Source organism: Arthrobacter alpinus, assembly GCF_001445575.1.
Lineage (GTDB): Bacteria > Actinomycetota > Actinomycetes > Actinomycetales > Micrococcaceae > Specibacter > Specibacter alpinus_C.
Map to the genome: position 1 here is coordinate 1,386,610 of NZ_CP013200.1, position 15,194 is coordinate 1,401,803.

12 protein-coding genes are annotated in these 15,194 nt (G+C 59.1%); 11 read left to right on the forward strand and 1 reads right to left on the reverse strand.

All coding sequences use genetic code 11. From position 1 onward, the window contains the following. The first annotated feature begins 90 nt into the window (after nucleotides 1-90). From AS189_RS06165 to AS189_RS06200, 8 genes are all read left to right on the forward strand, one after another. Nucleotides 91-1,896 (forward strand): ABC transporter family substrate-binding protein, encoded by a 1,806-nt coding sequence (locus AS189_RS06165; RefSeq protein WP_062286775.1) that lies wholly within the window; start codon nucleotides 91-93, stop codon nucleotides 1,894-1,896. Between the two features lie 393 nt (nucleotides 1,897-2,289). Then, nucleotides 2,290-4,206: a translational GTPase TypA gene (gene typA / locus AS189_RS06170; RefSeq protein WP_062286776.1), complete on the forward strand. Its 1,917-nt coding sequence runs from the start codon at nucleotides 2,290-2,292 to the stop codon at nucleotides 4,204-4,206. Between the two features lie 241 nt (nucleotides 4,207-4,447). Next, entirely contained in the window at nucleotides 4,448-6,082 is a 1,635-nt protein-coding gene (locus tag AS189_RS06175) for a peptide ABC transporter substrate-binding protein (RefSeq protein ID WP_062286777.1), read from the forward strand. Nucleotides 6,083-6,302: 220 nt separating this feature from the next. After that, nucleotides 6,303-7,229 (forward strand): ABC transporter permease, encoded by a 927-nt coding sequence (locus AS189_RS06180; protein ID WP_062286778.1) that lies wholly within the window; start codon nucleotides 6,303-6,305, stop codon nucleotides 7,227-7,229. After that, on the forward strand, nucleotides 7,222-8,229 hold the full coding sequence (locus AS189_RS06185; RefSeq protein WP_082634109.1) for an ABC transporter permease: 1,008 nt from the start codon (nucleotides 7,222-7,224) through the stop codon (nucleotides 8,227-8,229). Before AS189_RS06180 ends, AS189_RS06185 begins: the two co-directional genes overlap by 8 nt. 6 nt (nucleotides 8,230-8,235) lie before the next feature. Beyond that, nucleotides 8,236-10,041 carry a dipeptide ABC transporter ATP-binding protein gene (locus AS189_RS06190; RefSeq protein WP_062286779.1) on the forward strand — a complete coding sequence of 602 codons (1,806 nt, stop codon included), beginning with the start codon at nucleotides 8,236-8,238 and terminating at the stop codon, nucleotides 10,039-10,041. Between the two features lie 141 nt (nucleotides 10,042-10,182). Next, nucleotides 10,183-11,112, forward strand: coding sequence for a PIG-L family deacetylase (locus AS189_RS06195; protein ID WP_082634110.1), 930 nt, complete (start codon nucleotides 10,183-10,185; stop codon nucleotides 11,110-11,112). After that, the gene (locus AS189_RS06200) at nucleotides 11,112-11,588 is read left to right on the forward strand and encodes a hypothetical protein (protein WP_062286781.1); all 477 of its coding nucleotides are present in this window, start codon (nucleotides 11,112-11,114) and stop codon (nucleotides 11,586-11,588) included. Before AS189_RS06195 ends, AS189_RS06200 begins: the two co-directional genes overlap by 1 nt. Before the next feature lie 204 nt (nucleotides 11,589-11,792). On the opposite strand, the gene AS189_RS06205 is transcribed toward AS189_RS06200, so the two are convergent. Next, nucleotides 11,793-12,026, reverse strand: coding sequence for a hypothetical protein (locus tag AS189_RS06205; protein ID WP_062286782.1), 234 nt, complete (start codon nucleotides 12,024-12,026; stop codon nucleotides 11,793-11,795). 109 nt (nucleotides 12,027-12,135) lie between these two features. On the opposite strand from AS189_RS06205, the gene fdxA reads away from it, so the two are divergent. The 3 genes from fdxA (at nucleotide 12,136) to AS189_RS06220 (ending at nucleotide 15,115) form a co-directional block, all read left to right on the forward strand. Further along, nucleotides 12,136-12,459 carry a ferredoxin gene (fdxA, locus tag AS189_RS06210; protein ID WP_062286783.1) on the forward strand — a complete coding sequence of 108 codons (324 nt, stop codon included), beginning with the start codon at nucleotides 12,136-12,138 and terminating at the stop codon, nucleotides 12,457-12,459. Nucleotides 12,460-12,469: 10 nt separating this feature from the next. Then, nucleotides 12,470-13,618, forward strand: a complete 1,149-nt coding sequence (gene dapC / locus AS189_RS06215; RefSeq protein ID WP_062286784.1) for a succinyldiaminopimelate transaminase — start codon at nucleotides 12,470-12,472, stop codon at nucleotides 13,616-13,618. A 213-nt stretch (nucleotides 13,619-13,831) separates the two neighbouring features. Then, nucleotides 13,832-15,115 (forward strand): citrate synthase, encoded by a 1,284-nt coding sequence (locus tag AS189_RS06220; RefSeq protein ID WP_062286785.1) that lies wholly within the window; start codon nucleotides 13,832-13,834, stop codon nucleotides 15,113-15,115. Nucleotides 15,116-15,194 lie beyond the last annotated feature (79 nt).

Below are 15,194 nucleotides of genomic sequence, written 5' to 3' on the forward strand. Positions count from 1 at the left end.
GGTACCCTAGCAAACAGGATTATTCCCGGGACCGGCCCCACGCCATTGGAGTCCCGGAGGCCATATTGAAGCGAAGAACCTGGAGGTGGAATGCGGCCCGGACGCATTTCCAAAGTATTGGCTGCCGCAGCAGCCCTAGCCGTTGTCCTGAGTGCCTGCACGGGGACGCCGCCTGCCCCGAATCCAGCCAGTGCGTCACCGACAGCCACGGTGGGCGGCAACGTCACTGTGCTCGAAGCTGCCCCATTCACCTCATTCAACGCTGCCAGCGTCACCGGCAAAACAGCCACCAACACCAGAGTTGATGCAGCCACACACTCGGGCTTCAATACGGTGGACAGCGATCTGAAGATTGTTAAAAATGAGCAGTTCGGCAAGTATGAAAAGGTCAAAGACAATCCGCTGACCATCAAATACACCATCAATGAGGGCGTGCAATGGTCCGACGGCGAGCCCGTCACCGCCGATGATTTGATGCTTCAGTGGGCTGCCATGTCCGGCTGGTACAACGATTCCGTCCTGGATAAAAATTTCGCAGTGACCTCCGGCACCGCCTATTTTCACTCAGCAGGAGACCACTCCGGGCTGGCTCAGACCGAGCGTCCCGTCATCAGTGACGATGGGAAATCGCTGACTCTCATTTACACCAAGCCGTTCTCCGATTGGGAGACGGCGATGGGCTCAACCGTGTCCATTCCCGCGCACATTGTGGCAGTACGGGCAGGGTTGGCCGATGCGCCGGCGCTCTCCCGCGTCTTGGCAAGCGTGCCCAAGGGCGACCCTGCCAAGCAAACGCGGCCCGATCCGACGCTGCGCAAGGTGGCCGACTTTTGGAACACGGGCTTTGACTCCCGCAGCATGCCGGACCCCACGCTGGCACTGTCCAACGGCCCCTACCTGGTCAAGGGCATCACCGCAGATAAGGAATTGGTACTGACCCGCAATGTTGATTACGCGTGGGGTACTGTGCCCAAGTTGGACACCCTCACGGTCAAGTACCAGGCGGACCCTGATAAGCAGATCGCCGCTCTTGAAGCAGGTACTGCTGATGTCATCTCGCCAGCCACGAACGCCGAGCGGGTCAGTGCACTCGATGCGCTGAAACCCGCTGGCGTCCAACTCCAGCAAGGTAGCGGACTGGGTTTCGATCAGGTGGTGCTGAACTTCAAGGGTGCTTTGGCCGCGCCGGATCTGCGGCAGGCATTCCTGCATACGGTGCCGCGCCAGCAAATCATTGATGAGGTGGCCAAACCGTTGGACGCCAACGCAGAGGTGCTCAATTCCTTTGTGTTCGCTCCAGTGCAGGTGCCGTACAAGGAGTCCTCGGCGAGCAATGGGAGCAAGGAATTCGCCGCGGGTGCTCTGGATTCCGACGGAATCGCGCAAGCTAAGGAACAGCTCAAGGGTGCCAAGCCAACGGTGCGTGTCCTCTATAACAAGGACGACGCCGAGCGAGTTGCCCAATACCAACTGATCGCCGAATCCGCCGCTGAGGCCGGGTTCTCCGTGACCGACGCCGGAAAAAATGCCAAGGAGTGGGTCGCTGCCTTGAAGTCAGGCACTTTCGATGTTGCCCTGTACGGATGGAGCCGCAACGCTGCAGGATCCGCCCAGGTTCCCCAGATCTTCCGGACCGGTGCGGCATCGAACTTCAACAACTTCTCCAACACCGTGGTGGATCAGCTCACCGATCAGTTGGCGCTTGAGCCGGATCCGGCCAAGCAGAATGCCCTGAAGATGCAGATTGACAAGCTGGTCATTGAGGCAGGCTACGGGTTGCCGCTGTTCCAACGGGCAACCCTGAGCGCGTCCGGAGAACATGTGTCAGGGGTAGCTCACTCACCGCTGGAGATCGGGCCGTGGCAAAGCATCGCCCAGTGGGCCTACGTCAAGTAGCGGTCCGGCAAGCACCTTCTGCGTGAAATGATCCCGATTTCGCTTTTCGATACCGGGATCCCGGGCTCAGAAAGCGGAATCGGGATCATTTCCGGTGAGGTGGCCCCACGCGAGCCCACCGCGCCCAAAGAACGCAAGGCGTTAGGTGACGTTAGTCACGGAAGCTGCCTGTCGGCGTCGTCCTTTTCCCGGGAGAACGGGCCGGATTGCGGGGAAAGGCCCGTTGGGAGTGTTAGAAAACATGGCACAAATGGGATAAAGTGGGTAGGCCGCATTTGGCACTTCGTCTAGAATGGTGTTATCTGCCGAATATCGCGGCCAACCATCAATGTGACTTTCTGCTTTAGCCCTTCCGGGCCTGCAGCCGGGCCCAACTGAAACGAGTCTTCACGCATGAGCGATCTTTCCCTCAATACTGCTTCGCGCAATGACCTGCGCAACGTCGCCATTGTGGCGCACGTTGACCATGGAAAGACCACCCTGGTCGATGCCATGCTGCAGCAGACGCACGCATTCGCCGCCCACGGTGACGTTGCTGAGCGCGTCATGGACTCCGGAGACCTGGAGCGCGAAAAGGGCATTACCATTTTGGCCAAGAACACCACCGTTGCTTACAACGGTCCTTCGGCTAACGGCCTGGCCATGACCATCAACGTCATTGACACCCCCGGCCACGCTGACTTCGGTGGCGAGGTTGAGCGCGGTCTGTCCATGGTTGACGGCGTTGTTCTGCTCGTTGACGCTTCTGAAGGCCCGCTGCCTCAGACCCGCTTCGTGCTGCGTAAGGCACTGGCTGCAAAGCTCCCCGTAATCCTGTTGGTCAACAAGACTGACCGCCCCGATGCTCGCATCGACGAAGTTGTTGCCGAGTCCATGGACCTGCTCTTGGGCCTGGCCTCTGACATGGCTGACGAAGTTCCGGACCTGGACCTCGACGCCGTTCTGAACGTTCCGGTTGTCTACGCATCCGGCAAATTGGGCCGCGCCTCCATTACGCAGCCCGAAAACGGCACCGCTCCGGACAGCGAAGACCTTGAGCCGCTGTTCAAGACCATCATCGATCACATCCCGGCCCCGAAGTACAACCCCGAGGGTGTCCTGCAGGCACACGTCACCAACCTTGACGCGTCGCCGTTCCTGGGCCGCTTGGCTCTGCTGCGTATCTTCAACGGCACCCTGACCAAGGGTCAGACCGTTGCCTGGTGCCGCCAGGACGGCACGGTTAAGTCTGTCAAGATCACCGAGCTGCTCGCGACCAAGGCATTGACCCGTGTTCCGGCCGAGTCCGCTGGTCCCGGTGAAATTGTTGCTGTTGCCGGTATTGAAGAGATCACCATTGGTGAAACTCTGACCGACTTGGAAAACCCGCAGCCGTTGCCGCTGATCACGGTTGACCCGCCGGCCATCTCCATGACCATCGGTATCAACACCTCGCCGATCGCCGGCCGCGTCAAGGGCCACAAGGTCACCGCCCGCCAGGTCAAGGATCGCCTTGACAAGGAACTCGTCGGTAACGTGTCCTTGAACGTTCTTCCCACCGAGCGTCCCGACGCTTGGGAAGTACAGGGCCGTGGCGAATTGGCGCTGTCCATCCTCGTAGAGCAGATGCGCCGCGAAGGCTTCGAGCTGACCGTGGGCAAGCCGCAGGTTGTTACCAAGATGGTTGACGGCAAGAAGCACGAGCCGATGGAACACATGACCATCGACGTACCCGAAGAATACTTGGGCTCCGTAACTCAGCTCTTGGCAGCTCGCAAGGGCCGTATGGTCAACATGGCCAACCACGGTACCGGCTGGTGCCGCATGGAATTCATCGTTCCGGCACGTGGCCTGATCGGCTTCCGTACGCGCTTCATGACCGACACCCGCGGTGCCGGTATCGCTGCCTCGCTGGCCGAGGGTTACGAGCCCTGGCACGGTCCGATCGAATACCGCAACAACGGTTCCATCGTTGCTGACCGCTCCGGCGTCGTTACCCCGTTCGCGATGATCAAGCTCCAGGAACGCATGAACTTCTTCGTGCAGCCCACCTCTGAGGTCTACGAGGGCATGATCGTTGGCGAGAACTCACGCGCCGATGATATGGACGTGAACATCACGAAGGAAAAGCAGCTCACCAACATGCGTGCGGCTTCCTCGGACACCTTCGAGAACATGACCCCGCCGCGTAACCTCACCTTGGAAGAATCCCTCGAATTCGCTCGCGAAGATGAGTGTGTTGAGGTTACCCCGGAAGCGGTTCGTATCCGTAAGTTGATCCTCAACGCCGGAGACCGCGCCAAGCAGTACCGCTCACGCGCCAAGGACTAATAGCTCCTACAAGAAACGCCCCAGCATCAGCTGGGGCGTTTTTTGTGTCTAGCAGACAGGTTGTTTTGTGTTCTAGGTCTCAGTTTTATTACGATGCTTCCGGAATGTGGGCGAGTTTACTTGCCGGTAATATATTACGGCTAGGCTCTTTGAGTATGAGTTGAGCCACTGCCCCCGGCCAAACAAGGAACCGGGTTGGCGGGCTCTTTGCTCGAATCCATATCACAAAATAGGAGGCGGAATGCGTTTGTCGCGTACTTCCCAAGCACTTGGCCTGGCAGTAGTGGTTGCCATGTCCCTGACCGCATGTGGCGGTGGCGCTGGTGACAACACCAACGCAACCGGAGATACCACCAAGGTCATTACGGCCAATAACACCGAGCCGCAGAATGGCTTGCTGCCCGCAAACACCAATGAAGTTGGTGGCGGTAAGGTCATGGACCTCATCTTCACGGGTCTGGTGAGCTATGACGCCAAGGGCGCCATCGTCAACGAGATCGCGGATTCCATTGAAACCAAGGATTCCCAGAACTACACCATCAAGATCAAGAGCGGCCAGACGTTTAGCGACGGCACTCCCGTTACGGCGAAGTCGTTCGTTGATGCCTGGAACTTTGGCGCTGCAGCCAAGAACGCACAGCTGAACAGCTACTTCTTCGAGTCCATCAAGGGCTACGACAAGGTCTCAGCTGAAGGTGCCACCGTTGACACGATGGAAGGCCTGAAGGTTGTTGATGACAACACCTTCACCGTTGAACTGGCTCAGCCTGAATCTGACTTCCAACTGCGCCTCGGTTACACGGCGTTCTACCCGCTGCCGGAATCTGCCTTCAAGGATCCCAAGGCATTTGGCGAGAACCCTGTTGGTAACGGCCCGTACAAGCTGGCTGAGGGGGGCTGGAAGCATGACGTTTCCATCGAGCTGATCCCCAATGACAAGTACAGCGGACCGCGCAAGGCCAAAAATGGCGGCGTGACCTTCAAGATCTTCAACAACTTTGACGCTGCCTACACGGACGTCAAATCGGATAACTTGGACATTTTGGACCAGGTACCGCCGAGCGGCCTGCAGAACTTCACCGCTGACTTCGAGGGACGCAACGTCAACCAGCCTTACGCTGGTAATGCAACCATGACGCTCCCGTCGTACATGCCTGAATTCCAGGGCGAAGCCGGCACCATGCGCCGCCAGGCTATCTCCATGGCCATTGATCGCCAGCAGATCATTGACAAGATCTTCTACGGTAACAAGAAGGCAGCCACGGAGTTCACCTCACCTGTCATTGACGGCTACGTTGCTGCACTGCCCGGCTCCGAGGTTCTCAAGTTCGACGCCGCTAAGGCGAAGGCACTCTGGGACAAGGCCGAGGCCATCAAGCCCTGGCCCGCAGGCAAGGTCCTGACCATCACCTCCAACATTGATGGTGCCGGCAACAAGGAATACATCACGGCCATGGCCAACCAGATTTCCACCAACCTGGGAATCAAGGCTGAGCTGAACCCGATCGCAACCTTCAAGGAAATGCGTGCCCTGGTCAACGGGAAGAAGCTCACCGGTGCCTCGCGGGCAGGCTGGCAGGCTGACTACCCGTCGCTGTACAACTTCCTCGGTCCGCTGTACGGCACCGGTGCAGGTTCCAACGATGGTGACTACTCCAGTGCTGAATTTGATGCGAAGCTGAAAGAAGGCCTCGCTGCAACGACCGTTGAAGACGGCATCAAGAAGTTCAACGAAGCCCAGCAAATCCTGCTCAAGGACCTGCCGGTTGTACCCCTGTGGTACCAGGCAGTTCAAGGCGTATGGAGCAACAACGTCAATGCAGTCGAGTTTGGCTGGAACGGCGTTCCGCTGTACTACGAAGTAACCGCCAAGTAGGAACATAAGTTCCGGCATGAAATAGGGGGACCCGGCCTTAAACCGGGTTCCCCTATTTTGGCGTTTCACAAGCCGTTTTCTTTGTCACACATACAATGCGTTTGGGCGATGTCAAAGTTGCAGAACTACAGTTCTGCTTTTGTTCCCGCACACACAGCTAGTGAACAGGTAATTACATGAATGAGATGTACCTTCGGCGGCAGGGCGTGGTGACACCGTAATGGTCATGTTTACGCTCCGTCGTTTTTTACAGTTGATCCCCGTGTTCTTCGGGGCAACTCTTCTGGTCTACTTTCTGGTGTTTGCTACACCAGGTGATCCTATCGCCGCACTTTCCGGCGGCAAGCCCATGGCGCCCGCAGTTGAGGCAGCTCTGCGCGCCCAGTACAACCTGGACCAGCCGTTCTGGGTTCAATACGGTTTGTATTTGAAAAATCTTGTCACGCTAAACCTTGGCCAGACATTCTCCGGCCAGGAAGTTGCCACAGTTATTGCCCGGGCTTACCCCGTGACAGCACGTCTTGCCTTGATGGCTTTGTTCTTTGAAGCCTTCTTTGGTGTGCTTTTTGGTGTCATTGCTGGTCTGCGAAAGGGCAAGCTGTTCGACAGCACCGTTCTGATTGCTTCCTTGGTAGTTATCGCTGTTCCCACCTTCGTGCTGGGCTTCGTACTCCAGTTGGTTGTGGGAGTTCAACTCGGCTGGGCCAAGCCCACCGTCAGCGGTGCAGCGCATTGGAATGAATTGATTCTGCCTGCCATGGTGTTGGGACTTGTTTCCCTGGCCTATGTCATCAGGTTGACCCGTGCCTCCATCAGCGAGAACATGAACGCCGACTACGTCCGCACGGCCACGGCTAAGGGCCTGAGTCGGCGCCGCGTGGTGGTTGTACATATCCTGCGCAACTCACTGATTCCGGTGATCACCTTCCTTGGTGCTGACCTAGGTTCGCTCATGGGCGGTGCCATTGTTACCGAGGGAATCTTCAATGTCCCAGGTGTTGGTAACTTGCTCTACCAGGCCATCTTGAAGGGGGAGAGCGCCACGGTCGTTGCTGTGGTCGGCATCCTGGTCATCGTATTCGTGATCGCCAACCTCCTTGTTGACCTTCTGTACGCCGTGCTTGATCCGAGGATTCGCTATGTCTGAGAACCTGACACCTGAAAATGAACCGAGGACGCCGGTAGCCCTGCGTCTTGGTAAGAAATCATCTCGCGTCATAGAACATTATGTTGCGCCGTTGGAGGAGACACCGCTTGCGGCTGTTGACTCCGTGACCGAGGGTGGAGCTCCGCTGAGCCTCTGGGCAGAGGCGTGGCGCAACTTGCGCCGGCAGCCGCTGTTTATCATCTCCTCGCTGTTGATCCTGCTTGTTATTTTGGTTGCGCTCTTCCCCCAGTGGTTCGCCAGCGTTGACCCCACCAGTTGTACCTTGAATGACTCCGCAGAAGGAGCCCGCGCGGGGCATCCGCTGGGGTTCACTCTGCAGGGCTGTGATGTGTACTCGCGCATGATCCATGGCACGCGTGCCTCACTGACAGTGGGTATCTTCACCACCATCGGCGTTTTGATCATCGGTGGCATCATGGGTGCACTCGCTGGTTACTACGGGGGTTGGCTGGATGCCATTTTGGCCCGTCTTGGCGATGTTTTCTTTGCCTTGCCACTGATCCTCGGTGCCATCATCATCAACCAGTTGCCTGCATTCCGCGACAACAAGAGTGTGTGGACGGTTGTGGTGGCCCTCGTGGCCTTCGGCTGGCCACAGATTGCCCGCATTACCCGTGGTGCTGTGATTGAAAACCGTAATTCGGACTATGTAACGGCGTCCAAGGCGCTGGGTCTGTCTCGTTTTGGCGCTCTCGTCAAGCACGTGATTCCCAACTCGCTGGCGCCGATCATTGTGGTCGCCAGTATTTCACTCGGTACCTTTATCGTTGCTGAAGCGACCCTGTCCTTCTTGGGCCTGGGCCTGCCTCAGTCCGTCATGTCCTGGGGTAATGACATCTCGGACGCTCAGCCGCAGGTTCGTAATAACCCTGGTGTATTGCTTTGGCCGGCTGTTGCTCTGTCAATTACCGTCCTTAGCTTCATCATGCTCGGCGACGCACTGCGCGACGCCCTGGACCCCAAAGCAAGGAAGAGGTGACTTCACATGTCATTTCCTGACATGAACAAGTCCGCAAAGCCGGCCGTTCCCGGCATCAATGATGCTCCGCTGCTGGAAATCAAGAACCTGGCCATCACCTTTGACACGAAGGGTGGTCCGGTCGAGGCTGTGCGCAATGCGCATCTGACCATCATGCCGGGCGAGACTGTCGCCATTGTTGGCGAGTCCGGTTCGGGTAAATCCACCACGGCTCTGGCCGCGATTGGTCTGTTGCCGTCTAACGGCCGGGTCAGCGGTGGCCAGATCATTTTTGACGGCGAGGACATCACTCACGCCAGCGAAAAGCGCATCATTGAGTTGCGTGGAAATTCCATTGGTATGGTTCCGCAGGACCCCATGTCCAACCTGAACCCCGTGTGGAAGATTGGCTTCCAGGTCAAGGAAACACTGAAGGCGAACGGTTTGGCGGGTTCCAATGCCAACGAACGCGTCGCCGAGGTGCTTTCCGAGGCTGGGCTGCCGGATGCTGCAGTGCGGGCCAAGCAATTCCCGCACGAATTCTCTGGTGGCATGCGTCAGCGTGCGCTGATCGCCATTGGTTTGGCCTGCCGCCCGCGCCTGCTGATCGCGGATGAGCCCACCTCGGCTCTGGATGTGACGGTCCAGGGGCAGATCCTTGATCACCTTGACCGGATGACAACGGAACTAAACACGGCCGTTTTGCTGATCACCCACGACCTCGGCTTGGCTGCCGAGCGGGCTGAAAAGCTCGTGGTGATGTACAAGGGGCAGGTGGTTGAATCGGGTCCCGCCCTGGAGATCCTGCGCAACCCGCGCCACCCGTACACACAGCGTTTGGTGAACTCGGCGCCGTCGCTCGCGTCCAAGCGTTTGCAGTCCGGCAAGGCCAAGGAGGCTTTGGCTGCCGCTGCCGCTGCCGGGACCGTTGAGGTCACGGATCAGGCAGATGTGATCAAGGTTGAGAAGGTCGAACAGGCCACACACGCTGAAAAGGCTGCTTACACGGGCGGCATCAAGGGCCACACCCCAGCGGGTCGTGGCGACACGATTCTGGAAATCAAGAACCTGACCAAGGTGTTCAAGCTTCGCGGCGCACTGGGCAAGTCCACTGATTTCAAGGCCGTGGATGATGTCTCCATCGACGTCAAGCGCGGTACCACGATGGCTATTGTGGGGGAGTCGGGTTCCGGCAAATCCACCGTGGCTCAGATGGCGCTGAGCTTGCTGGCGCCCACTGAGGGCAGTATTCGCTTTGACGGTGTGGATGTGACGTCGCTCAAGGGTAAGGCGCTGTTCAACTTCCGCCGGCGTGTGCAGCCCATCTTCCAGGATCCGTACGGTTCTCTGGATCCGATGTTCAACATTTACCGCACCATCGAAGAGCCGCTGAAGATCCACAAGATTGGTGATGCCAAGTCGCGGGAAAAGAAGGTCCGCGAACTGTTGGATCAGGTTTCCATGCCTGCCTCCACCATGCAGCGCTTCCCGAACGAGCTCTCCGGCGGTCAGCGTCAGCGTATCGCCATCGCGCGTGCCCTGGCACTTAACCCGGATGTCATCATCTGTGATGAGGCCGTCTCGGCGTTGGATGTTTTGGTGCAGGCACAGGTGTTGAACCTGCTCAACGAACTGCAGGAAGAATTGGGCCTGACGTACCTGTTCATCACCCACGATCTGGCTGTTGTTCGCCAGATCGCCGATGACGTCTCTGTCATGCAGAAGGGCCGTCTCGTGGAGCAAGCCACCACGGATGAGGTCTTCAATAACCCGCAGCAGCGTTACACACAGGATCTGCTCAGTGCCATTCCGGGAGCCTCGCTCCTGGTGTAGTTTCGCGCATTTTGTGCTTCACGGCCGGCACACATGGACTTTTCGTTCATGTGTGCCGGTTTTTTTACGGGTTTTCCTGCCGTTGGCGGGGACAGCTGTGGGCTCTACGGGGCGCTGGCCGCGAACAGGTAGATTGGACACATGGAATCAACTACTTTGTTGCCCGGTACTGGACCCAAGGCCACCATGCTCTTTGTGCATGCCCACCCAGATGACGAAACGATTGTCACCGGCGCTACCATGGCTGCTGCGGCTGCCGCTGGTGCACGCGTTGTCCTGGTGACCTGCACGCGCGGAGAGCTTGGCGAGGTCATCCCGCCCGAGTTGGCGCATCTGGAAGTCAAAACTGGGGACGTGAATATCCCGCTTGCCACAGACCCTGACGACGCCGGACCCCTCGCTGAGGGGGAATCGGCACCGGGAGCCGGGTTGGCCCTGGAACGTGAACACGAGTTGGCAGCGGCGTTGGAGGCATTGGGTGTGCGTGAGCACATCTGGCTGGGCCAAGGAGCTACGGCGAAGGACAGCGGACCCGTGACCTTCCGAGATTCGGGAATGCAGTGGGGCCCTGACGGCCGAGCAACAGCAGCAGATACCGTGCTGCCCGGATCATTCTCCAGGGCGCCCTTGGCCGAGACCGCCGAATTGTTGGCGCACGCCATCCGTGAGCTGCGCCCGGACATGGTGATCACCTACGCGGCCGACGGCGGCTACGGGCACCCGGATCATGTGCGCACTCATGAACTCACCATGGCAGCGCTGCGTCTGGCAGCAACCGCAGGGCCGGCTAACGCCGGGCCTGCGCACGCCTCGGTTGTGGTGACCGGCTGGAAGGTTCCCACTGTCTACACGATTGTCAGTGACAGGCCGGAACGGGCACTGGATGCTGACACCCCGCGGCTGCGCGTTGTGGGGGATCTGGCAGCTAAGAGCGCCGCCATGACAGCTCACCGGACCCAGATCACCGTGGAAGGGAACCGCTATGCCCTCTCCGACGACGTCTGGAAAGACATTTCCGCCGTAGAGGAATTTGTGGCCGTTCCTGCTGCCGATATTTATCCAACGCAGTGATGGGCGCGCAGCCGCCTGAGCAGCAACCAGAACAAGAACCACAGCACCAGCCAGAGAAGAAAACACAGCGTCAAACGGAGAACAAGCTTCGTTTCAGCCTTCCCCCACCACGGCGCTGGGCCATCATGGCCGCTGCTGCCGGGGCCGGGATCGGCAGCGGACTGCTGGGCACATCGCTGCACGGCCACGCCTGGTTCCTCAACGATGGGCAAACAATTCTGCCCTTCGGTGCGGCCCTAGCGCTGCTGTTGCTGGTGTCTGTGGGCCTGTTTGTGGGCCTGTGGAGTAAAAGCTCGTGGATTGTGGTGCTGTGCGGCGCGGCCGCGTACGTCACCGCTGGGGTGCTGTCCCTGCAGTTGGGATCTGTGGGAATCATTACCGGTAACCTGCAGGGCAATGTGTGGCTTTACGGAATTGCCATTGCCACCCCACTCACGGCCTGGCTAGTGAACATACTGCTGAAATCACGCAAGTAGTGTCAGCTAGAGCACTGTAGCGCACTGCCTGACTTTGCTCGTGCGCACGGTTGGCCCGTAACGGTGCGCCGCTCTTGGAGCTGCGCACCGTTACAGGTTAACCGTACGCAGCTCCAGCCGCGTAGCCCGTTACCGCAGCTCCAGCCGCGTAGCCCGTTACCGCAGCTCCAGCCGCGTAGCCCGTTACCGCAGCTCCAGCCCCAGCTACAGCGGCATGCGCCGCGCCCGGGGCGCCGGTGGCGGGGGAACAGCCTTGGCGAGCTGGACGTCGTCGTACTTTATGCTGACGGCACCAGCGCGGGTGGTGATGGTACAGCCAAGGGAATCGCGGGCCGTGAGATCGCCCAAAGCATCGGTTAATCCGCCGTCGATCCTGTAGCGGACCACCATGCGAGTGCCCAGTGGAAGCTGCGCGAGCCGCGTCAGTGCAGTGTTCATCACTTCATACTAGGTCGCGCTAAGGTGCGTGGCCGCCGCCGGTAGGGGATAATGGGAGCGCCGGTGGCGAATTGTGCCGGATTTTAGACTTTGAGGAAGGTTGGGGTTCGTGACGTACGTAATTGCGCAGCCGTGCGTGGATGTCAAGGACAAGGCATGTGTTGAGGAGTGCCCTGTTGACTGTATCTACGAGGGTGAACGCTCGCTCTACATCCACCCCGACGAATGCGTTGACTGTGGTGCCTGTGAACCTGTGTGCCCCGTAGAGGCCATCTACTACGAAGACGACACCCCGGATGAGTGGGCCGAGTACTACAAGGCCAACGTTGAATTCTTTGACGTGCTGGGGTCCCCGGGTGGTGCTGCGAAGATTGGCAACACCCACACAGACCACCCCATCATTGCCGTGCTCCCGCCGCAGAACCAGGACTGATCGCGCCATTATGACCCAGGCACCGCACACTTTCGGCTTGCAGCTTCCTGAATACCCATGGGATGCGCTGGCGCCTTATCAGCGTATTGCCGCCGCGCATCCGGACGGTTTGGTGAACCTTTCCATCGGCACGCCCGTGGATCCCACCCCTGCGTTGATTCAGGAAGCGCTGAGAGCTGCGGCCGATGCCCCCGGCTATCCCACCACCCATGGCACCCTGGCCTTGCGTCAGGCCGTTGTGGACTGGTTTGCTCGACGCCGCAACGTGTCTGGTCTGGATCCGAAGGATGTGCTGCCCACCGTTGGCTCGAAGGAATTGGTGGCGTGGCTGCCACTGCTGCTGGGTCTTGGTGCAGGCGACGTCATGGTCCGGCCCACCGTGGCTTACCCCACCTATGACATGGGTGCCGTGTTTGCCGGCTCCACCGCCGTTGCTGCGGACTCCTTGGACGAGCTCGACGCCGAGACCCTCGCCAAGGTGCGCCTGATCTGGGTCAACTCGCCGGGTAACCCCACCGGAATTGTGCGCGGCGTTGACGAGCTGGCTGCCTTGGTGGCGGCGGCGCGGGAGATTGGTGCCGTGGTTGCATCCGATGAATGCTATGGCGAGCTGGGCTGGGGTGCCTGGGATCCGGAAAACGGCGGCGAAGCAGTTCCGAGCGTGTTGGATCCGCGCGTTAACGGTGGCTCGCATGAAAATCTGCTCGCCATTTACTCCCTGAGCAAGCAGTCCAACGTGGCTGGCTACCGGGCGGCATTTGTCGCAGGGGACAGCGCCATCGTAGCGAACCTGGTCAACAGCCGGAAGCACGCGGGCATGATCGTGCCGTACCCGGTACAGGAAGCCATGCGTGTGGCTTTGGGCGACGATGCACATGTCAGTGCTCAGAAGGCGCTCTACCGTGCCCGTCGCGAGCAGCTGGTGGGTGCCTTGGAAGCTTTTGGGCTCACCATCCACCACTCCGAAGCAGGTTTGTACCTGTGGTGCACCGCAGGAGAGGACACCTGGACCACGATTGGCCGGCTTGCCGAATTGGGCATCTTAGCCGGGCCAGGGACGTTTTACGGGGATGCCGGCCACGGTTTTATCAGGGTTGCACTGACCGGAACTGATGAGCGTATTGCTGCTGCAGTGAGTCGACTCGGCGCAAAAACCTAGCTTTTTCGCTAATATTGTGCCGATTTGGCCCTCAGGATTAGTCTCGAAGGCCCTTAAAGCGGTAGTTTCGTAGGGTAGCCGTCTTGGCCACCGGACGCTTTATGTGCTGAGTTTTATGGGGCAATCCCTCAATGTGCGCGGTGACTCGCGGACGCAAAACTTGCATTGAACTAACCAAAGCCTTTTTCAAGGCGACCTCATGAAGGGGACCCCATGTCTGATTCCACGAGCGCATCGCTGCGCTATGACGGCGGAGAACTTGAACTTCCGCTCATCGAAGCCGTAGAAGGCAATGCCGGCTACGATGTGTCCAAGTTGTTGAAGACCACCGGTGCTGTCACCTACGACCCCGGCTTCGTCAACACGGCAGCCACGACCTCCGCGATCACCTACATTGACGGTGACGAAGGCATCCTGCGCTACCGCGGCTATCCCATCGAAGAGCTGGCCGAGCACTCCAGCTTCCTGGAAGTGTCCTACCTGCTCATTTACGGGAACCTGCCCACAGCAGCCGAGCTGGATAAGTTTGACCAGCGCATCCGCCGCCACACCATGCTGCACGAAGACCTCAAGGGCTTCTTTGGCGGTTTCCCCCGCGACGCGCACCCCATGCCGGTGCTCTCTTCGGCCGTCTCGGCCCTGTCCACGTTCTACCAGGACTCCCTGGACCCGTTTGACGACGAGCAGGTCGAAATGGCCACGATCCGCATGATGGCCAAGCTGCCGGTTCTGGCTGCCTACGCCCACAAGAAGTCCATTGGGCAGCCCATGCTGTACCCAGACAACTCCATGGGCCTCGTGGAGAACTTCCTGCGTCTGAGCTTTGGCCTGCCGGCCGAGCCGTACGAGATGGACCCGGTAGTAGTCAAGGCCCTTGACCTGTTGCTGATCCTGCACGCTGACCACGAGCAGAACTGCTCCACCTCCACTGTGCGCCTGGTGGGTAGCGCCAATGCCAACATGTTCGCCTCGGTTTCTGCCGGCATCAACGCCCTCTTCGGCCCACTGCACGGTGGCGCCAACGAGGCTGTGCTGAACATGCTCCGTCAGATTCAAGCCAGCGGCGAGCCGGTTGAGAAGTTCGTCGAGCGCGTGAAGAACAAGGAAGACGGGGTCAAGCTCATGGGCTTCGGCCACCGCGTCTACAAGAACTACGATCCCCGCGCCAAGATCGTCAAGGCCACGGCCCACGAAATCTTGGAGAAGCTCGGCGGCAACGACGAACTCCTCGCCATCGCCATGCGCCTGGAAGAAGTAGCCCTGACGGATGAATACTTCATCTCCCGCAAGCTCTACCCCAACGTGGACTTCTACACCGGCCTGATCTACAAGGCCATGGGCTTCCCTGAGAAGATGTTCACGGTCCTGTTTGCCATTGGCCGCCTGCCGGGCTGGATTGCCCAGTGGCGCGAAATGATGAAGGACCCGGCCACCAAGATTGGCCGTCCGCGCCAGTTGTACATTGGCGAGCCGGAGCGCATGTACCCCTCGCGGTAACCTGCTTTTCTTAAGTACGACGGCGGCGGGAGACTTTCCCTTGGGAGAGTCGCCCGCCGCTTTTCTTTTGCAAAACCTG